At 64.6% G+C, this 19,251-nt stretch carries 13 protein-coding genes; 1 reads left to right on the top strand and 12 read right to left on the bottom strand.

Annotated elements, in window-relative coordinates; genetic code table 11:
* Positions 1 to 19: 19 nt before the first annotated feature.
* Positions 20 to 913 carry a LysR family transcriptional regulator ArgP gene (locus R8871_RS27235; protein WP_175053246.1) on the bottom strand — a complete coding sequence of 298 codons (894 nt, stop codon included), beginning with the start codon at positions 911 to 913 and terminating at the stop codon, positions 20 to 22.
* 97 nt (positions 914 to 1,010) lie between these two features.
* On the opposite strand from R8871_RS27235, the gene R8871_RS27230 reads away from it, so the two are divergent.
* Entirely contained in the window at positions 1,011 to 1,649 is a 639-nt protein-coding gene (locus tag R8871_RS27230; protein WP_175053245.1) for a LysE/ArgO family amino acid transporter, read from the top strand.
* Positions 1,650 to 1,664: 15 nt separating this feature from the next.
* On the opposite strand, the gene R8871_RS27225 is transcribed toward R8871_RS27230, so the two are convergent.
* The 11 genes from R8871_RS27225 to wecB form a co-directional block, all read right to left on the bottom strand.
* Positions 1,665 to 2,564 carry an alpha-amylase family protein gene (locus R8871_RS27225; RefSeq protein WP_175053244.1) on the bottom strand — a complete coding sequence of 300 codons (900 nt, stop codon included), beginning with the start codon at positions 2,562 to 2,564 and terminating at the stop codon, positions 1,665 to 1,667.
* Positions 2,557 to 4,188: an AMP-binding protein gene (locus tag R8871_RS27220; protein ID WP_175053243.1), complete on the bottom strand. Its 1,632-nt coding sequence runs from the start codon at positions 4,186 to 4,188 to the stop codon at positions 2,557 to 2,559. The genes R8871_RS27225 and R8871_RS27220 overlap by 8 nt, the downstream gene beginning before the upstream one ends.
* Before the next feature lie 7 nt (positions 4,189 to 4,195).
* Positions 4,196 to 4,432, bottom strand: a complete 237-nt coding sequence (locus R8871_RS27215; RefSeq protein ID WP_054040591.1) for an acyl carrier protein — start codon at positions 4,430 to 4,432, stop codon at positions 4,196 to 4,198.
* Positions 4,433 to 4,465: 33 nt separating this feature from the next.
* On the bottom strand, positions 4,466 to 6,481 hold the full coding sequence (locus R8871_RS38530; protein WP_246287766.1) for an MBOAT family O-acyltransferase: 2,016 nt from the start codon (positions 6,479 to 6,481) through the stop codon (positions 4,466 to 4,468).
* A gap of 5 nt (positions 6,482 to 6,486) precedes the next feature.
* Positions 6,487 to 7,869 carry an alginate O-acetyltransferase AlgX-related protein gene (locus R8871_RS27205; RefSeq protein ID WP_175053242.1) on the bottom strand — a complete coding sequence of 461 codons (1,383 nt, stop codon included), beginning with the start codon at positions 7,867 to 7,869 and terminating at the stop codon, positions 6,487 to 6,489.
* Complete coding sequence (locus R8871_RS27200) at positions 7,869 to 8,897, bottom strand: alginate O-acetyltransferase AlgX-related protein (protein WP_175053241.1); 1,029 nt, start codon at positions 8,895 to 8,897, stop codon at positions 7,869 to 7,871. Before R8871_RS27200 ends, R8871_RS27205 begins: the two co-directional genes overlap by 1 nt.
* 168 nt (positions 8,898 to 9,065) lie before the next feature.
* Positions 9,066 to 9,815, bottom strand: coding sequence for an alginate O-acetyltransferase AlgF (locus tag R8871_RS27195; RefSeq protein ID WP_175053240.1), 750 nt, complete (start codon positions 9,813 to 9,815; stop codon positions 9,066 to 9,068).
* Positions 9,816 to 9,830: 15 nt separating this feature from the next.
* A complete protein-coding gene (locus R8871_RS27190) occupies positions 9,831 to 12,494 on the bottom strand; it encodes an NfrA family protein (RefSeq protein ID WP_175053239.1) in 2,664 nt (887 codons plus the stop codon).
* The gene (locus R8871_RS27185) at positions 12,491 to 14,713 is read right to left on the bottom strand and encodes a glycosyl transferase family protein (protein ID WP_175053238.1); all 2,223 of its coding nucleotides are present in this window, start codon (positions 14,711 to 14,713) and stop codon (positions 12,491 to 12,493) included. Before R8871_RS27185 ends, R8871_RS27190 begins: the two co-directional genes overlap by 4 nt.
* Positions 14,710 to 16,896, bottom strand: coding sequence for a cellulose biosynthesis cyclic di-GMP-binding regulatory protein BcsB (locus R8871_RS27180; RefSeq protein WP_175053540.1), 2,187 nt, complete (start codon positions 16,894 to 16,896; stop codon positions 14,710 to 14,712). The genes R8871_RS27185 and R8871_RS27180 overlap by 4 nt, the downstream gene beginning before the upstream one ends.
* Before the next feature lie 326 nt (positions 16,897 to 17,222).
* Positions 17,223 to 18,419, bottom strand: coding sequence for a non-hydrolyzing UDP-N-acetylglucosamine 2-epimerase (wecB, locus tag R8871_RS27175; protein WP_175053237.1), 1,197 nt, complete (start codon positions 18,417 to 18,419; stop codon positions 17,223 to 17,225).
* Positions 18,420 to 19,251: the final 832 nt, after the last annotated feature.

The following is a 19,251-nucleotide window of genomic DNA, read 5'->3' as shown; positions in this document are numbered from 1 at the left end:
AAAACGCCGCCCACGACGCTCAATCGAGAAACTCCGTCGCCCGCTTGCGCAGCACTGCGCCGAAATCGTCGAGCCAGCCGATCGACAGGCGCCAGCTCTGCCAGTACAGATCCACATCGATATGCTTGCCGGGCGCCACTTCGATCAACTCGCCGCTGGCCAGATGTGGCGCGATCATCCGTTCGGGACACATGCCCCAGCCCATACCCGTCACGCAGGCGCGCAAAAAACCGGCGACGTGCGGAATCCAGTGCAAGGGCGGATCCAGATCCGCGCGCGTGATGCGGCGCATGAAGCGCTTCTGCAACTGATCCTTCGGGTTGAAATCGACGCACGGCGCGCGCCGTAACGACTCGCGCGTGACGCCGTCAGCAAAATGACGCTCGCGAAACGCCGGCGTGCAGACCGCCAGATAGCGCATCCGGCCAAGACGCGTCGAGCGGCAGCCCTGCACCGGCTCGGCTTGCGTGGTGACCGCGCCTTGCACGCTGCCATCACGAATCCGCTGTGCGGTATGGTCCTGGTCGTCGATCACCAGATCGAGCAGCATCTCCCGTTCCACACAGAATTGGGCCACCGCGTCGATGAACCAGGTGCCCACGCTGTCGTCGTTGACGGCCACGCGCAGCGCCGGCCACGGTTCGACCAACGCGCCGGGCAGCGCCGGCAGCCGCCCGGTCAGTTCTGCTTCCAGCAACAGCACGCGCTCGGTATGGCGGCACAGCAGCGCCCCCGAGGTAGTCGCGACACACGGCTGACCGCGCTTCACGAGTACGCTCCCCACCCGCTCCTCCAGCAGCTTGACCCGCTGGGATACGGCCGAGGGCGTCACATTCAGTTCGCTGGCCGCACGGTCGAACGAACCGTGCCGCACCACGGCGGCCAGCGCATCGAGCAACGCATAGTCGAGCATTAGCGTTCCTTAATCGGCATTAAGTAAATTAGCTTCTCTTATGAGCAGCAAAACCGCAGACTAGCCTCGTTCGCTTTCCCCGTCTACTGGATCGATTATGAATTGGCTGTCTTTTTCCCACGGTGCTGCCCTGTGCGCGTCGCTGATCGTGACGATCGGCGCCCAGAATGCCTTCGTGTTGCGTCAGGGCATCATGCGCTCGCACGTCGGCAAGATCGTCGCACTGTGCGCGCTGTCGGATTGCATCCTGATCGGCGCAGGCGTCGGCGGCGCGTCGGTCCTGGTGGAGCGCTATCCGGTGTTCGTCCACACGATGCTGTATGTGGGGCTCGCCTATCTGGCGTGGTTCGGCATCAACGCGCTGCGCCGTGCGGTGCGCCCGGGACATGCGGTACTGGACGCCAGGACGGACGGCACGGCGCCAGGCACGAGCGCAGCAGCCCCCGCGCAGCGTGCGCTGCCGATCGTCCTGATGACGCTGGCCTTCACGTGGCTCAATCCGCACGTGTATCTCGACACCTTCCTGCTGATCGGCACGGCCGGCGCGCGCGAACCGGACGGCGCACGGGTGGCATTCGCGCTCGGCGCGATGGCGGTAAGCGGGGTCTGGTTTATCGGTCTGGGCTATGGCGCCCGTGCGCTGGCGCCGCTGTTTCGCCGCGCGACGGCGTGGCGCGTGCTGGATGGCGCGATCGGCAGCATGGTATTGCTGCTGGCGGTGACACAGTTGCGGTGATTGCCGGCAGGCGCCCTACTTCTGCACCTGCTGCATGCCAAGCAGGTCCTGCACGAGTTGCGCCGACACGTAATGCGGCCCGTCGAAGAGATAGGTCCGGTAGCCGCGATACGCGAGCAATTGCGGCGACAGTTCGGCTGCCGTCGCCGGGCGGAATGCCCCACCCTGGGCGGGACGAAACGCCTCGGCGATGATCCGCACACGATCCTTGCCGAGTCGCGCCGCCAATGCATCCGCATACTCACGCGCAGCAGCCGGGCCGCGCGCATAGACACCGCAGCCATCCTGCAGAAACACGCCGACATCGCGCGGCAGCCAGCCGTCCAGCCACGCTGCGAGCGCCGTGCCGCCGATATTCGAATTGTCGTAGACACTGATCCACAGCGGCCGCGGCAGCTTGTTTAGCAAGGGCGCGAGCGCGGCGGCGTCCTTCCAGGTCGGATCGATTTCCACCGGAAAGTAATAGCCATCGATGTGAACCGCAGGCCGCACGGCCGCCAGCTGCTTCGATTGCTCGACCAGTTGCGCTACCTGCGCACGGGCCGTGGTTTCGTCGAAACGTCCGGCGAGGCCGACGATGACATTGCGCGCCCACGGTTCGCCGGCAATCCGTGTCCAGTCCGGCAGACGTCGGGACGTTTGCATGGTGGTGCCGGGCAGAAACGACATGCCGTCCACTGCCGTCCATTGCACCAGCAGATCCGCCACCCCGAGGCGATTCCAGTCGCCTTGCGGGTCGAGATGATCGTCGTCGAGCTGCCACACCACGCCCTGCGCCAACGCGCCGGCGTCGCCCGTACCTGGCGCCGAGCAGCCGTACACGAGCGCGGCGCACGCGCTCGCCGCCAGCAGTGCGCGGCGGCGCGGCGAGACCGGCTCGCCCTCCCGAGTCTGAACCTCGTGTGGATTACGCATTGTGCTGGCGCTGTGCTTTGAAATGAACGTCACGATAATCCTGAGCAAGTTGCACGCGATCGATCTTGAAGTTGACCGATACCGGCAGGGACCGACACGCGAGCAATTCTGAAGGGATCATATACGACGGCAGGCGTGCGGCCAGCAGCGTCTTCCAGTCGTGCAACGCGTCGGGCAGACGGCCATCGTCGTTGCCGGTTGCGACGAACGCGACGATCCGCGCGACCGAGCCGTCCGGCCGCCGCAACGGCACGGCTGCGGCGCTCGCGGCGCCGGGCAGTGCACGCAAAGCTGCGTCGATCTCCATCAATTCGATCCGGTAGCCGCCCATCTTGATCTGATCGTCGATACGTCCGTGGCAAAACAGCAGTCCGTCGCCGTCGACCGCGCCCAGATCGCCCGTGCGAAACGCCCGCTGTCCGTTGTGAGTGAACATGCGTGCCGCGTTCAGGTCTTCGCGGTTCAGATAGCCGCGCATCACGTGCGCGCCGGCAATGCACAATTCGCCAGCGTCGACGAATACCTCGGCGTCGCGCTTGGCATGGCCGATCGGCAGGCGCGCGTGATGGGCGAGCACCGCATCGTCGACGACGATCCAGGTGGTGGCCACCGTCGCCTCTGTGGGTCCGTACGTATTGATGATCCGTGCGGATGGGAAGCGCTGGCGTAATTGCCGCGCGAGTGCGACTGGTAAAACTTCACCGCAGAACAGGAAGGTCCTGAGCGCAGGCAAACCGTCCTGCGAGAACTGCGGGTTGAGTAGTTGCTGTTGTGCAAACGACGGTGTCGACACCCATGTGGTCATGCCATGACGTGCGAGCGTGGTGAGAAACGCCGCGCCTTGCGCCGTCAAGGCACGCGAGGCGAGCACCACGGTGCCGCCGAGCGCGAGCGTGCCGAACACTTCGTACATCGACAGATCGAAACTGAACGGCGCCTGATTCAGGAACACCGGCGCGTCGCCGAGCGCGAAATCGGCCACCATCCAGTCGGCCAGCGCGGCGACGCTTTCGCGGCCGATCTGCACGCCTTTGGGTTCACCGGTCGTGCCGGAGGTGAAGAGCACGTATGCGAGGTTTTTTTCGTGCAATGCCGGCGGTGTTGGTGCTGTTGATGCTGTCGATATCGATGTAGATCCTGATGCCGATGGCGATGCCATCGACGTCGACGCGAATGTCGATCCCGATCCGGATGCCGAAGTCGAAGCCGACTCTGACTCCGAAATCGAACCTTCCTCCCCCTCTACCGCGTCAAATTCGATCCACGCACCCTGCCCGCTCACACTCACGAAGCGGCCGCGATGCGCGTCGAAGTACATCTGCGCGCCGAGCGTGCTCGCGATGCGCTGCATCCGTTCATCCGGATAGATCGTATCGACCGGCACGAACGGCGCGCCGAGCAGCAGCGCCCCCACCATCGCCACAAAAAATCCCGCCTCCTTGTGACCACGGATGATCACCGGCACATCCGCAGCGAAACCGTGTGCGCGCGCCAGGCTGGCCCACGCGTGGGCTTGTTCCGACAACTCGTGCCAGCGCAACGCGCGATCGGCGCCGATCACCGCCCACGCGTCGGCACGAACATCGGTATCGGCGAAGCCGTTCGCGCTCAGATCGAATCTCATGACGCGCCTAGCGATTGGCGGCGATGAATGCGCAAAGTGCATCCACGGATGCAAGGTGCTCGGCGATCTCGGTTGGCGGAATCCGCACGCCGAATTGCATTTCGACGCCCATTACGATTTCGACGGCCAGCACCGAATCGACCAGCCCCGTTTCGAGCAGCAATTCATCATCGCGCACGAGGCGCAGTACGACGGATTCGACCAGTGCCGCCACATCGGCGTGCAGCGTTTCATGTTGAGTCATAGTGTGCTCCTTGCGCAAACGTCGTTCCGGCAATCAGAACTGGAAATAGAGAAAACGCACTTCGCCATGCAACTGCGCGACGCAGAACACCAGCACGCCGAGCATGGCGGCGGTCCAGCGCAGCGAGGGCCGCCATGTCAGCGCTGCGGGCAAGCCTTTTGCCGCGCGGTCGAGCGCCGGCGAGAAGCGGCCCATCAATTGATGTGAATTCGGCGTGCACCAGACGATCGCCAGCAACGCGACGATCTGCAACGCGAGCATCGAGCGGCCGGCGACCAGATGCAGCCACTCGCCAAGGCCCATATTCGCGGTGCTCCAGGCTGGCCAGTCGAGCGCTTCGATACCGCGCAAACCGGCCATGCCCTGCAATAACGCGAGCGCATCGCCAACGCCATGTGCCCGGAAAAACGCAAACGCGACCAGCGCCGCCACGAAGGTCAGCAGGACGTTGCCGGCATGGCGAACGCGTGCTTTGAAACTCAATGTGAGTCCCGCGACTGTTCCTGCTGTTCCTGCTGTTCCTGCTGTTCCTGCTGTTCCTGCTGTTCCTGCTGTTCCTGCTGTTCCTGCTGTTCCTGCTGTTCCTGCTGTTCCTGCTGTTCCTGCTGTCCCTGCTGTCCCTGCTGTCCCTGCTGTCCCTGCTGTTCCTGCTGTCGCTGCTGTTCCTGCTGTTCCTGCTGTCGCTGCTGTTCCTGCTGTAGCTGCTGTTCCTGCTGTCGCTGCTGTTCCCGCTGTTCCCGCTGTTCCCGCTGTCCCTGCTGTCCCTGCTGTCCCTACCGTCCCTACCGTCTCCGCTGTCCCTACTGTTCCTGCTTTCCCGATCGCCCGTGCCGGCCCAGCAGCCATCCCTGCGCCCCGTGCCGCCCCCGCCGCAGTTGTCCCAGTCACACTCGCCGCAACTGTCGGCGCGGCCGCCGCCCGCCACGCCCGATAGGCGTGATTCACAGTGAGATACAACGCGTGCAGCAAGCCGTAAATCAGATACTGCAGACCCGCGCCGTGCCAGATGCCGGCCAAGGCCATCGTGTAGAAAGTCGGCATAGCCACCGTCGACAGAAAGCCGCTTGTCGAGCGTTGCGCGAGGCGCCCGATCGGCAGGCCACGCAACGCACGGCTGCGGTTGATCCGCATCGCCAGCGGGTAGTACAGGTAAGCCGTGAGATAGCGCGTGAGCGTCATATGCCAGCGCTGCCAGAAGTCGATGATGCTGGCCGCCTTGAACGGCGAATTGAAATTCAGCGGGAAACGCACGCCGAACATCTTCGCGAGGCCCACGGCCATGTCCGAATAGCCGGAGAAATCGAAGTAAAGCTGCAGCGCGTAAGCAAGGCAGGTGCCCCACGCAGCCAGCCACTGCAACTCGTGCGGCGCGGCGAAACCCGCGTCGGCGAACGGTGCAATGGTGTCGGCAAACAGCAACTTCTTCGCGAGGCCGATCGTGAAGACGAACGCACCGATCGACAGGTTTTCCGCGCGCAGCTTATACGTGGCCGGCTGCGCGAACTGCGTCATCATTTCCTTGTGATGCAGGATCGGCCCGGCGATCAGATGCGGAAAGAACGTGACGAACTGCACGTAGCCGAGCGGGTCGCGCTCCTTGACGATGCCCGCGTTGCAATCGAGCAGATAGCCGATCTGCGTGAAGGTGAAAAACGACACGCCGAGCGGAAGGATCACATCCTGCATGCCGTGCGCGAGCCAGTCGGCCGGCGCGATGCCGCTTGCGTGCACGAGTGTGGTTAGCAGCGTCGCCAGATATTTGTAGCGCACCAGCAGTGCGAGGTCGGCGGCGATCGCGAGGCCGAGCAACCAGCGGCGGCGAGCCGACTGTGCGGGCGCCGCGACTATCGCACAGCTCATCACGTAGTTGAACGCGATCGACCCCACCAGCAAGGCGACAAACGCCGGATTCCACCAGCCGTAGAACACGATCGACGCACCGCAGAGCCACGCCGCCGCGGCGCGTGGCATGCGCTGGCCAAGCAGGTAGTAGCCGGCCAGCGCCGGCGGCAAGAACAGCGTGAGGAAGATGAATGAATTGAATAGCATCGGGGTCAGTCCTGCCTGACAGGTGCGAGAGCGGTGCCGGACGGAGCGGCAACGACCGGCCTGGTGTCCGCACCCGTAGCCGTACTCGTAGCCGTGGCCGCACCCGTAGCCGTAGCCGTAGCCGTAGCTGCAGCGACCGTGGTGTTATCAGTTTTCACTGCACGCTGAACAGCACCTAACGGTGGCACCACATCAACCGGCATCGACAGCGCGTCTTCCGACATCTCCCAGATCACCACACGCACACTCTTGGGCCATGTGGCGCGCTCGCGCCAAACCGCCTGCATCGCGCGATCGAACTGGCCGTCGTCGAGGCTAACGTTCCACACTTCGCGGCCAAGCTGCTCGCCGAGGCGCTCGGCAAACGCGCTGCGGCGCGAGAACGAACTGCCCGCAAGCAACACGTCGGCGGCGGGACCGTCGTCGAGCAGGCCGCCTGTGCGTTGTGCCTGAAGCGTTTCCGCAGCGACGACATCAGGCGCCGGGCGCCACGCATCCGGCACGTCATTCAGATTGGCGAGCGTAAGCAGATCCCCGATGCGCGGCGCGGGTTGGGCCGTCGTGTGCGTGAATGTGGTACCCCCAGGTTTGCCGAGCAAGGGCAACACCGCAGCGCCGACCATCTGTGCAGCCGCTTGCGCACCACGCGCGTTCCAATGCACATCGGTACGGAAAAACGCGGGACGTGCAGATTGCAACGCCGGCAGCAATTCAACGTGTGCGACGTTGCTCGCGGACAACGCGCGGTTCCATACATTCAGACGTTGCGTTATTCGCGCGTCCTGACGCAGCCCGCACAGCGCTTCGCTCTCCACACGCGCTTTGTCGGGCACCGTCACGACCACCAGTTGAATCCCGGCGCTGCGTAGCGCATCCGCGTAACGATGCAACGAGGCGATGCGCGCATCGGTCAGCGCGTCGCCGCCATCGGCGCGCTCAACGGGATCATGTCCCGGTTGCACCGGCGCGCGCAGACCGTCTGCGTAGAACAGCCAGCCGGGGCAGCCCTCGCGTACCTGATGTCCGAGGTCGCCGAACAACCGGTAACGCGCTGCCGCTTGCCAGCGATGCAGCGACCGCGCATACGGCACGTCGATCGCGCGGTCGAGACTGCGGCCGAGGCTGCCGTCACGCCAGCCATGCACATCGAACGACGCGCCGTCGCGCGACTGCATGACAAGCGACATCAGCGCGCACGCGCAACCCAGGCCGAGCAACAGCGCAACCAGCCACGCGACGCGCCGATGCGCCCGCGCGAGCGGCTCAGCAAGCGGCCCTGGCGCCGCCGCAGCAGCGTGACCGTGCGCCGCGCCGGTCTCGTTGCCCGCTGAGCCCGCCGCTGTGCGACCCACCGTGCGCGCCGGCGTGCGTCCGACTGACTCGCTCATCAGGCGATAGCCTTGGTGAGGCGTGCGAGGAAGGTATCGTCAGTCATGACCGAAGCGGCGTCCCACTGCCCGGCCGCGCCCGGCAGATTCATCATCTGCCCTTCGTTGAATTGCCAGACGATCGCTTGCGGCGGATTCGCCTTGAAGGCCGGCGATTCGACGTAGTTGAGGAGCGTCTTCCACGGACCGGTGTCCCCGAAAGTCCACGTCAAACCGACCGGTCGATCGATCGCGTTCGAAAGCTTCTGCGGAAAACCAAGGTACGGCTGGACCATGCTGTTGCCGACCACCTGCACAACCGGCGGCCCGCCGTCGACGAGATCCGGCGACGCCACCACCGTGCGCACGATGAAGTGATCCTTGCCGACCGTTTTCTTGCGCTCCGGCGGCAGCAAAGCCGCGAGGTCGCCATAACGGACTTCCTCGTTCCACTTGCCGAGCCGGCTGCCCGCGCCCGCCGTGCCCTTCAGCGGACCGGCCGCCGTGAGGCGTTTGGCGACACGCGCGGCGACCGCTTCGGCGGAATGACCGCTCCAGTGATAATCGGCGCGAATGTACTTTTCCTGCGAAGCATCGACCGCGGCGATCGCGCCGTCGCCATCGACTATCTGCAAGCCGAGCGAGGCGCCATGCGTACGGATCGCAGCGTAGCGGCTCGCAACACCCGCGGACATCGCAGTGCCGTCCGGCAAATTTTCCGGGCATGAACGGGCTTTTAGCGGCGCGATCACGATCACGCTACGGATGCCGCGCGCCGCCAGCTGGTCCGTCGCCTGATGAATCAGATCGACGGCTTTCAGACACGCGGGCGTTGCGTCATCGGTGAGACTTTCCCATCCGGGATACAGCCATAGATTGCGGCCCTCGATCACACTGGTCGACGCCGCGGCAAACGCGCGGCGCGGCAGCAGTGATAGCGCGCCGCCGAGCGGCGCCGCGGCCAGGGCGAGCAGCAGGCGGCGACGCGTGTTGTTGAGTGGCCCGGCCTGGATGGGCGGTTGGAAGAGCGAACGGCAGGAGTCGGTCATGTCGTGTTCCCCGGACTGATTTGAAGCATCTCTCATGTGGCACAACGTCGACGGCGCGCGCTGAAGCGCGGCCCGCGTTGCGGCCTTCTGTTGGTGTTCCCGCTACTTCTTGCTGCTATTTCTTGTTGCTACTTCTTGCTGCTATTTCGTTTCGCCAACGCGTGCCGTTCAATTAGCGGCCGGCGGCCACGCGAGCGCATCGCGCGTGCCGCTTAACACCGGCTTTGCCGCATCTCCGGTAACAAACAGGCTGTAACTATCGCCGGCAGCAAGTGCCGGCAACGGCAGCGCCGCGCTCGCCACAGCGCCGCACTGTCCCACCAGCTTCGCGCTGACCGGATTAATGGCGCGCGTATCCTGCGCACCCGCGGCCACTTGCGCAAACACCGTCGGACCGTTGCCGTCCACGCCGATCTTCGCGCTGCAACCGGGCGCGAAATTGAACGCGCGCAAGGTTGCCTTCAATCCGTCGACGCGCTCATAGCGGCCGACGATCCGCGTTGCATGCCATCCCTTCACGTCATGACGCAGCGCGACGGTGACAGCGTCGCCTGCGCGAGCCGTTGTATTTGCCGTCGCATTGCCCGAACCGGCGGCATCCTCCACACCCTTGCCATCGACCGTGACGCGAGCCGGCGTGCCTTGCGTCAGCACGCTAAAGCGCGTGACCGCGCCCGGCGCGAGCGTCTGCGGCGCTTCGCTGCCGGCAAGCGCGACGTGCACTGCCTGTGACGATGCGTTCAGCACGCGCAGATACGACGCATTGGCGGGCGGCTGCGGCCCATACAGACTCGCGACATCGTCAGCAGCCGCGCGCGCCACACCGGCCGACAGCAGCGCAGCTGTGGTCACTGCCGCTGCCGCTGTCATTACCGTTGCCGTTGCCACCTTCGATTTACCCAAGCGGTTTCTTTTCATTTGATTGATCCGGAGTCAATACGAGTAGATCGCGCCGAAGAACACGCCGCGCGCGCGTTCGTCACCCGTGATCTTCAGGCGGTACTGCACCGACAGATCGACATACGAGCGCGGTGCGTCATATTTGCTGTCGCGGAACCAGTAACGCGTCGAAATCCCCACGCCCGCGCCGAGCGGAATGCTGTGGTTGACACTCGAGTCGTAGTCCGCGCCGATCACGGCATACGGGAACACGGTCCACTTCGGGCTGTAGCGATCCATGCGGAAGGTGCGGCCCAGTTCGAGATTGGTAGTCGCGTAGACCGATCCCGCGTTCAGATAGGCGCCCGTTTCAGCGTAGACCTGCGCGGTCCACCACGACGGCACGTCCACCCGGCGCTCGATCCCGTAGCCACCCGAATACGCGAGCCGCGCGAGCCAGTCGGGATTGACCTGCGAGCCGATCGGAATGATCCGTTCGAAAGCGACGATCGCATCGATCTGCGAGAACGGCTTGGCGCGCGCGCCGACGGTGGCCTGCAAGGTATCGATGCCGCTCGCGCCGCCGTTCTTCACGCCGAAACTTTCATAGCCGCGCGCGTAGAGTTCGAACATGCGATCGCCGAGACTGCCGAACGGACGCCAGTAAGCTTCCACGCCGGCCTGCCAGTTGTTCGACGTGCCCGGCGTCGGCGACGACGCATAGCCCGGCTGCATGCCCGCGCCGCGATAGTTGAGCGAAGCGTCGAAGCCCCAGTTGCGTGTGGCCTCGGCGTGCGCGCTGCGCATCTCGTTCAGTTGCGCCGGTGTGGCGGGCGGCGTGTCGTCCGTTGGCGTAGCGCTCGCGTCGATCGCGCGCTCGAAGTACTGGGCGGCTTCGCGATTGCGGTGCGCCTGGACCGCCGCATAGCCCGCGTCGGCTGCGGCGCTGGCCGGCATGGTGCCGGCCTTGTCGGCCATGCTGAAGCGCTGGTACGCGACCTTGTTGTTACCGGCGCGTTGCGCGATATACGCGGCTGTCATGTCGGGCATGGCGTCGAGCATGCCGGCATCGATCATCTTTTGCGCTTCGCGCGTTGCGGCGGCATCGTCGCCGGCCGTGCTCAGTGCGTTGATCAGGTCCACACGGTGCTGCGGGTCGTCCGGAGCTGCCTTGACCGCTTCGCGTGCATAGCCGACCGCACCGGTTTTGTCGTTTGCGGCTGCGGCGGTAGCCGTGGCGCGCGCCGCGGTGAAACCGGGATCCGCGGCGTAGACATCGCAGCTTGCGCCGAACTGATCGACGACGCAGTCGATGACCGGGCGCCGGGCCGGATCGAATGAGGCCGTTGGGACGGTCGCTGCGCTGGTTGCGTTCGAAGCGCTCGATGCATGCGCCAACAACTGTCTCGCCTGATATCGGCGCAGAGCGATCGGCGGATCGGTGTCATCGCGATTCATCTTCAGCGGCGCGAGCAGATCGAGTGCGCGCTGCGGCTGTCCTTCCGCGATCCACACATCGGCAATGATCACGCGCGCCACGCGCTGGTTGCGCTGGGTCGCGTCGTTGGCGTGCAGCGCCTTGGCGAAGTCCGCCTCGGCTTCTGCCGTTTTGCCCTGCGCGGCCAGCGTGTAGCCACGCAGCGTGAGCGGCATGATTTCCGTATCGTCGGCGGCAATGGCCGCACTCGCCGCCGCTTGCACACCGGGCAGATCGTTCGCGGCGAACAGCGTGTCGATCAGTTGAATGCGGTAGCCAACCAGATCCGGCGCATAGGCGACCGCCTCGCGCGCGAGCGCGGCGGCTTCCACGTAGTCGCCCTTCTTGCGCGCCGCGAACGACGCACCCGACGACTTCGGCGCCAGACGGCTGCCGATGAAGCTGCGCCTCACGCGCAGTTCGTCGTTGTCGCCGAAACGTTCGGTTGCATCGAGATCGGCGTTCCACGCATCGGTGTCCTGACCGGCCGCGCTCGCCGCGTCGATCAGCAGCAAGCGCAGGCGCAGCAGCTCGGGACGCAGCGCGATTGCCTCGTTCGCATACCTGACGGTGCCCGAGAAATCCTTCGCTGCGTACGCTTTGTAGGCCTGCTGTGCGGCCGTCAATGCAGCACCGGTCAGCGCGTTCGGGTCGCCCGGTTGCTGACGGCCGGCGCGTGAGGCCGCGCGGGTCGACACGTTCAGCGCGTCGATCTGCTTGCGCCGCGAAACCAGCGCCGGATCGCGGCCGATCTGCGCGATCGCATCGCCGAGCGAACGGCTTGCTTCGTTATAACGGCGAAGCGCAGCGAGCGAGTTGGCGAGCAGGACGCGCAACGACACGACATCGGGGCGCTGGCGAATCGCCTCGCGTGCCCGCGTGATCGCGCCAGTGTAGTCGCCGCGCCCATAGGCGGCATACGCGTCCTGGGCCACTCGGTAGGCGGCGCCGCTCAACGGCAGCGCATTGTGTTCGGATGAGGTCGCTGCTGCGCTCTGCGCAAACGCCACGGCGCTGCTCAAGCACAACGCGCCGGCCACCATTGCAGCAGTGACGCCACGCAACGTAAATGCAGAAGCCGCAATCGAAGCCGTAGTCAAAGTTGCCGTTGAAGCTGTCGTCGAACCCGTCGTTGCAGCGCACGCGGAAGCGGCAGCAGACGCCACCGTTGAGCCAGAGGCCGGAGCCGCCAAAGAAGCGCGCGCCATCCACGCACGGCGGAAGAAAAAAGAATCGCTCATTCGGATGCCGCCAGAGCGCCCTGAAGGCGGCGCTGTTGCTCAATTACGTTCTCAAGTGCGGCACGCGAGATCACACCGCGCGCCACCATGTAGTCGCCGATGCGGCCATGGCGATCCGGGCGGTAGTCCTGCATCGCCGCTTCGAAAGCCTCGCGGCGCACGTGGCCATGCTCGATCAGCAGATCGCCGATCAGCGGCACGCTGCGTGCCGGCACAGACTCGGCAGCGCCGGCCGAAGATGCGCCGGCTGCCCCATCTTCCACCGCACTCGCCGTACCCACCTGCCCGCCCTCGCCCGCCGGCGCTGCGATCTCAACGCCGCGCAACACGCGCAGCCCCGCGGCGATCTCGCCCTCACGAACGATCTCCTGCACGACCACGCCACCGACCAGCGCGCTCAATTCCGCGAACACCGGTTCGGCGAGCGGACTCGCGCTCAGCAGAATCGTGCGGCCATTCGCAGCGTCGGCCTGCGGCAACACACGATGGCGCACGATCGCTTCGAGCGGCAAGCGCTTCGCATCGTCCTTGATGCGTTCGAGCGCCACACGGCCACGCGGCAAATCAGACTGGAAAGCAATCGCTTCCGCGAGGGTTTCCTCGTCGAGCCAGCCCTTGGCCATCAGCACGCGGCCGAGCGGCGCCTCACGCGCATGGCTTTCGCCGAGCGCCTGCTCGAGTTTGTCCGGATCAATGGCCTGCCACGACAGCAGCAGTTCCCCCAGACGTTGACGGCGATTGTTAAAGCCGTCGGCCGATGGGAAGTCATGCATGGTCTTGTCCCATGCGAGGCGCTTGCCGGTCACGAGGTGCGTGAGGAACATCTTCCACGCACGCGAGACAGCCATGAAGTTGATGAAGTTGCCCACCACCATGCGCGGCACGGACAGCACGCCGTGCTCCCAGCCGTACAGACGGGTCACGAAATAGATCCGCTGCCCCACGCGCAACAGCAACGCGCAACCGTTGGCCCACAGCAGCGCTTGCAGCCAGGGCGAATCGGCGAACGGCGAAGCGATCAGCTCCGGCATCCAGCCGAGCAGATCGGCGCCGGCGAAAAGCAGAAACTGGATCACCAGCGCATACGCGATGATGCCGACGAACGCGGTAACAATGCCTTTGCGGTCACGGAACAGCAGATAGCGATTGGCAAGCGAACCGCTCCAGCCAGTCTGCTTCCACCCTTGCAAGCCGATGCCGAGCGTCCAGCGCGCGCGCTGCCGATAGGCGGTGCGAAACGTATCGGGGAAGAATTCGCGCACGCAAAGCGGCATCGTCACGGTGATGTCGCGTTCCTTGCCGAGACCGAACCACGCCTTGCGGCGCGTGGCGAATTGCACCGGAAAGCGCGCGAAGATCGATTGCATGCCCATCTTGCCGAGACGCGCGCCGACGTCGTAATCCTCGGTGAGACTCTCGGTGTTAAACGGCTGGTTGTCGGTTTCGGCGTTCAGCGCGAGTAACGCGCGCCGTGAAAAACACGTACCGACGCCCGCCGAAGGCACCGAGCCGACCAGGCTCTCGCGCACCACCAGGTCCTTCGCGTGCCATTCGGCGAACTCGTCCATATAGGTGCCGGCCACGAGTTCGAACCAGTTGCGCTCGAGCGAGGCCACCGGCAACTGGATCATGTCCTTGCGCGGCAGCAGATAATTGAAAAAGCGCAGCTCGACCGGATGCAGCACATCCTCGCTGTCGTGCAGCACCACGCCGGCGAATTCGACGCCCGCTTCTGCCTCATACTTGAAGATCGCCTGGATCACCCAGTTCAGACAGTCGGCCTTGCAGGTCGGACCGTCGTGCGGCACTTCCACGCGACGCAACTGCTTATAGCGGCGGCGCATCCGTTCGACTTCGGCGATGGTTTGCGGGTCGTTCTGATAGGTGCCGACGAACACCACATAGTTGCGGTAGTCCATCACCCGCACCATGTCTTCGATCATCGCCGCGACTACGTCGTACTCGTGCCACGCGGGCACCATGATCGCAATCGGCTGCTCGGCGCGCTGATACAGCTGCGCGCTGGTGAGCGGCTTGTAGGCGCGCTGCACCGTGAAGTGGCGATAGAGCGTACGGGTCCAGTACCAGAGGTCGATGAACAGATCGTCGAGGCTGGATAGCAGGATGACGAACGCCACGAACGCCGCGACGTATTCGAGCCCCTGGTAATAGTGGGCTACCGCGTAGCCCGCATACCATTTGATTAGCGCGAAGCTCACGACTTGTCCTGATTCCTGCGGCGCGCCACGCTGGCCACCAGCAGCAACACGATCAGCAAGCCGACGAGACCGGCCGGGATGCCCCAGCGTACCCAGCTCTGCATGAACCACGGGCCTTCCACGTCGTCTGTGCCAACCACTTCACCCGGATGACGCGTATCGAACTGGCGCAAGGTACCGCTGCCGTCGACGATCGCGACATCGCCGCGCGACAGTTGCAACGACGCCGGCAGGATCGCCGCCGTGTCGCCCACCGTGCGATAGACGATGCCCGATACGTTGCCCGACTTGACCGCTTCGATCACGCCGACGCGGTTCAACCCCGAAATATCCGCCAGCATCTTGCCGGATGCATCGGTGAGCGACAGACGGTCTTTCGACAGATGAGCGAGACTCTTCTCATCGGCGAGCGTGACGTCGGCTGCGAGGAAGGCGCCCTTCGGGCTCGCCGCTTCGCCATCACGCGCGACGCTGAAAGTCGCACGGGTCGGCGCGATGCCGCTCGCGTTCGCCAGTCGCGCGATGCGCGGCAGCACTTGTGTGGCGTCGTTCAGATACGCGGCCGGCACGATCACATTCGCGTCCGACGCGAACCGCGCCACCATGCCGGTGAAGTCGTCGCCGACTTTCGCATCGGCGAGCGTCAGATGGCTGCTCGGCAGCACGGCAATCGGATGACCCTGGCCGCGCGCCTGGCAGCCGCCTTCCGGTTGACGCTGGAACACCACGCGCAGCAGGTTGTTCGGGGCGAGCGCGTAATGCGGCACGCGCGCGGTGATGCGCTGCGGTTTGCCATTGGCGGTCAGCAATTGCGAGCCGATCAGCACGTCGTTGAAATAGATCGAAGCGGTTTGCGCGGTGTTGTTCAGCGCCGGCGATGCGGCCACGTCGAGCACCACGGTGCCCGGCAGCTTGCCGTTGCCCGACGCCGCGCCCAGATCGAAACTCGCGTCCCAGGTGGCGCGGCCCTGCACATCGAGCGTGCGCGGCTGGCCGCCCAGCAGCGACAGTGCGATTTCGTCGCCGCGCGTGTTCGGTGCGGTGTCGATCTGATGAACCACGAGACGGCTCGTCACGTCAATCGGACGCCACGAGCGTGCGAGGACCGCCACGCCGTCGTTATCGCCGACCACGATCGCGGTCTGGCCACCGAGGTGAGCGAGGCGCACTTCGCCCGAAGCGAGCGGCTTCGCGATCGGATCGATTGTGCGGACACGCCATGCATCGAATGCCTCGCCTGCGTCCGGCACGGCGCTGACGACCTGTTCGCGCAAGGCGTCGAGGGAAGTCTTCAGCGTGTTGCGCACCGTGTCGTCGGCGACGATCACGTCGGGCGCGAACGCCGAGCGCGGCGTGAGTGCGATCAAGGCCCCCGCTTCCGCCGGGTTCGCCAGCTTGTGCGAACCGCCCGCGGCCAGCGCAGCAAACGCCGGAACGGCGCGCAGCGGCGCCGGCACCTCGATGTCGCTCAGATCGACCGTGTCGCCTACGGCCGGCCACGCCCGCGTTGCCGGCGTGCGGCCTTCGCGTTGCAGCAGCGCTTCGACGCGCCAGCCTGCATCGAACGCCGGCGCCGCGAGCGTATTCGCGCCGAGCATCACCACCGGCTTTTGCGGCAAGGCGCTCCATGCGCTGCGCAGATCGACGATCGCATCCGGATCGTAGCGATAAGTCAGGCGCGAAGTCGGCGCGATGCGCCAGACGTTGCCGATCGCGGTCTGATCGGTACAGACGTTATCGCTCAGCACCGACGACCAGTCGAGGCCCACGCGCACGAAACCGCTCGGCCGCGCCGCGCCGTCCACACCGAGATTCGCCGACGCATCACCCTGGTCCTGTGCCGGGCTGCGCGAGAGCACCGGTGCGCCGTCGAGCGACACCAGCATGGTCGTGCGTCCGCCATTGCCGCGCAGATAGCTGCCGTCGATCTGCAAGGCCGCGTCGCTCAACGGCACGCCGGCCGGCACCGGCAGATACAGTTCCTGGCGACCGTCCGGCGCGCGCAGCACGACCGGATCGCGCATCCCCAGTTCTGCCAGCGACACCGTGCGCGTTGCGAGACGGCCGCTGCCGAGTTGCGCGAAGCTGCCGGCGACGTCGGCCGGTTGTTGAGCCTGGGCCGCCGCGGCGAGCAACAGCAGCACGGCAAATGCATTCAGGCGGGGGCGCGCGAGGCGGCGCATTGTCGTATTGGAGGTCACGTTGTTTATCTCTTAATTAGCGCGCAAACAGTGAAGCTGATTCGCACTGCATGGATTGTCTGGAACTGCGATCCCGCTACGGCGAGCGTCGTTGCCGGTGGTCCTGCCGGGGCAATGCCCGGGCCTTGCCCGGAGTTCGCCATTTGCTAAGCCTAGTCGCTCTCGACAGCGGCCAGTGAGCGTTCGCGGTACGGTCCGCGCATGCCCGGCATATTCAGGCCCCAATGTCCGATAGCCCTGCGCGGCGGTCGTACCGGCACGAAATGCAGCCACTTCCGTCTGCATTGGCCGTGCGGCCCTGCGCGACGCTATTGCACAGCTTCCGCGCGCTGCGCGTTCATAACCTGCCCCGCCCCACCGACGCCGCCGCTCACGAACTCGTCGAACGGACGCCCGGTCAACGCTGCGACGATCCGTTGCGATGCGTGCCCGTCGCCATATGGGTTGACGCGATGCGCGAAATCGTCGCGCTCGCCAGCGTCGTCAAGCAAGGCCGTCACCGCGCGGACGATCGCTTCGCGCTCCGTGCCGACGAGGCGAACCGTGCCGGCCGCCACCGCTTCCGGACGCTCGGTCACGTCACGCATCACCAGCACCGGTTTGCCGAGCGCGGGGGCTTCTTCCTGCACGCCGCCGGAGTCGGTGAGAATGATCGATGCCCGCTGCATCAGACGCACAAAACCCAGGTAGTCGAGCGGATCGATCAGATGTACGTTGCGCGCCGTGCCGAGGGTTTCCTGCACCGGGCCGCGCACATTCGGATTCAAATGCACCGGATAGACGATCTGGACCCGGTTGGTCCCCGCCAGATCCGCGAGTGCGGCGCAAATATTCGCGAAGCCTGCACCGAAGCTCTCGCGGCGATGGCCCGTGACGAGCAACACCGGCAGCGCGCCGTCGAGGAACGGCAAGCGCGCGTCGAGCTCGGCGCGCAGTGTGGCGTCATTGTCGATGCGCGCGGTGGTGAGATTCAGCGCGTCGATCACCGTATTGCCGGTCACGATGATCTTGCCGTGCAGCGCTTCGTGGGCAAGGTTCGCTTTCGAGCTCGCGGTGGGCGCGAACATCAGATCGCTCATGACGTCCACCACGCGGCGGTTCATTTCTTCCGGCCACGGCTGCATCAGGTTGCCGGTACGCAGTCCCGCTTCGACATGACCGATCGGAATCCGCCGATGAAACGAGGCCAGCGCCGCCGCGGACGCGGTGGTCGTATCGCCGTGGACCAGCACACGATCGGGTTGAACGCTTGCGAGCACGTCGTCGAGCGCAGCGATGAGGCGCGACGCCAGACCGTTGAGCGTCTGGTTGCCGGTCATCAGGGCGAGATTGTGATGCGGCTGGATCTGAAACAGATCGAGTACCTGATCGAGCATCTGCTGATGCTGGCCTGTGACGCAGACCACCGACTCGATGCCGGCGTCCGCTTCCAGTTGTTTGACCAGCGGCGCCATTTTGATGGCTTCCGGCCGCGTGCCGAAAATCGACAGAATCCTCGTTGGCATATGTCCTCGATCTTTATTTGAATGTTTTATTGGCGGCGGGCAATGCGGGGCACCCGTTAATATGGCGCGCCCTTATTTACCGATCTGACTTGCCCGTCGCCGATAATTACCGGCAGTTCCCATATACGCCGGGAACAATCGATCGGATTCAATAACTGCCGACTGGATTCACGTGAGCGCCGTTTGAACAAGCGGCCATTGATGGTGAATCGACGCGCATTCTAACGCGTATTTCGCCTTATCTCACAATGGATTTCCCCTATCGGGCGCGCCCGCGGCGGCGAGTCGTAGCCGTGAAAGGGGACTTTTGCCGACGAAGCCGGGGGATTAAGGCGGCGCAAACGTTTTCCGAATGTTTATGAAAGCGTTAAATTTTAGCTAATCATTTTTAAAATGTGTAAATGTTAAATTCGAATTAACAGTTTGTTTGCTTCATTTGCTCCAGTGGAATAGCCCGTCGATTAAGGCTTCGCAAACGTTATCGGTGGGTTCCACGTGGTGCGTGTCTATATCATGGGCTACTCGTTCAAATTGACTGTGTGTCTCACTTGTTGGATTAATGGTCCGACGGTCGTCGGAGGTTTTGGTGGGGTGCTGGTTGGCGCAGCGGGATGTTGTTGTTGTGCGACAGTGATGGAGGGGGGGCCTGCTCGGCGGTTGTTTGTTCTTGTTCTTGGGGTGTTGGTCTTTCCTTGTTCTGGCTTTCGTGCCTTTCCTTGCATTGTTAGTGGTCTATTAGCGTTGCCCCTGTGCGGGGCGGCCTGTGGTGGTCAAGTAATCCTGGACACTTTTTCCGCTTTCCACTTTTTCTGCATGGTGATTTCGTATTCGG

This window comes from Paraburkholderia sediminicola, assembly GCF_902859805.1.
Taxonomy (GTDB): Bacteria; Pseudomonadota; Gammaproteobacteria; order Burkholderiales; family Burkholderiaceae; genus Paraburkholderia; species Paraburkholderia sediminicola.
This window is presented reverse-complemented; position numbering and strand designations above follow the sequence as displayed.

Coding starts and splice junctions, on each gene's coding strand:
- R8871_RS27235 (WP_175053246.1), bottom strand. CDS start 913: ATGCTCGACTATGCGTTGCTCGATGCGCTGGCCGCCGTGGTGCGGCAC.
- R8871_RS27230 (WP_175053245.1), top strand. CDS start 1,011: ATGAATTGGCTGTCTTTTTCCCACGGTGCTGCCCTGTGCGCGTCGCTG.
- R8871_RS27225 (WP_175053244.1), bottom strand. CDS start 2,564: ATGCGTAATCCACACGAGGTTCAGACTCGGGAGGGCGAGCCGGTCTCG.
- R8871_RS27220 (WP_175053243.1), bottom strand. CDS start 4,188: ATGAGATTCGATCTGAGCGCGAACGGCTTCGCCGATACCGATGTTCGT.
- R8871_RS27215 (WP_054040591.1), bottom strand. CDS start 4,432: ATGACTCAACATGAAACGCTGCACGCCGATGTGGCGGCACTGGTCGAA.
- R8871_RS38530 (WP_246287766.1), bottom strand. CDS start 6,481: ATGCTATTCAATTCATTCATCTTCCTCACGCTGTTCTTGCCGCCGGCG.
- R8871_RS27205 (WP_175053242.1), bottom strand. CDS start 7,869: ATGAGCGAGTCAGTCGGACGCACGCCGGCGCGCACGGTGGGTCGCACA.
- R8871_RS27200 (WP_175053241.1), bottom strand. CDS start 8,897: ATGACCGACTCCTGCCGTTCGCTCTTCCAACCGCCCATCCAGGCCGGG.
- R8871_RS27195 (WP_175053240.1), bottom strand. CDS start 9,815: ATGAAAAGAAACCGCTTGGGTAAATCGAAGGTGGCAACGGCAACGGTA.
- R8871_RS27190 (WP_175053239.1), bottom strand. CDS start 12,494: ATGAGCGATTCTTTTTTCTTCCGCCGTGCGTGGATGGCGCGCGCTTCT.
- R8871_RS27180 (WP_175053540.1), bottom strand. CDS start 16,896: ATGCGCCGCCTCGCGCGCCCCCGCCTGAATGCATTTGCCGTGCTGCTG.
- wecB (WP_175053237.1), bottom strand. CDS start 18,419: ATGCCAACGAGGATTCTGTCGATTTTCGGCACGCGGCCGGAAGCCATC.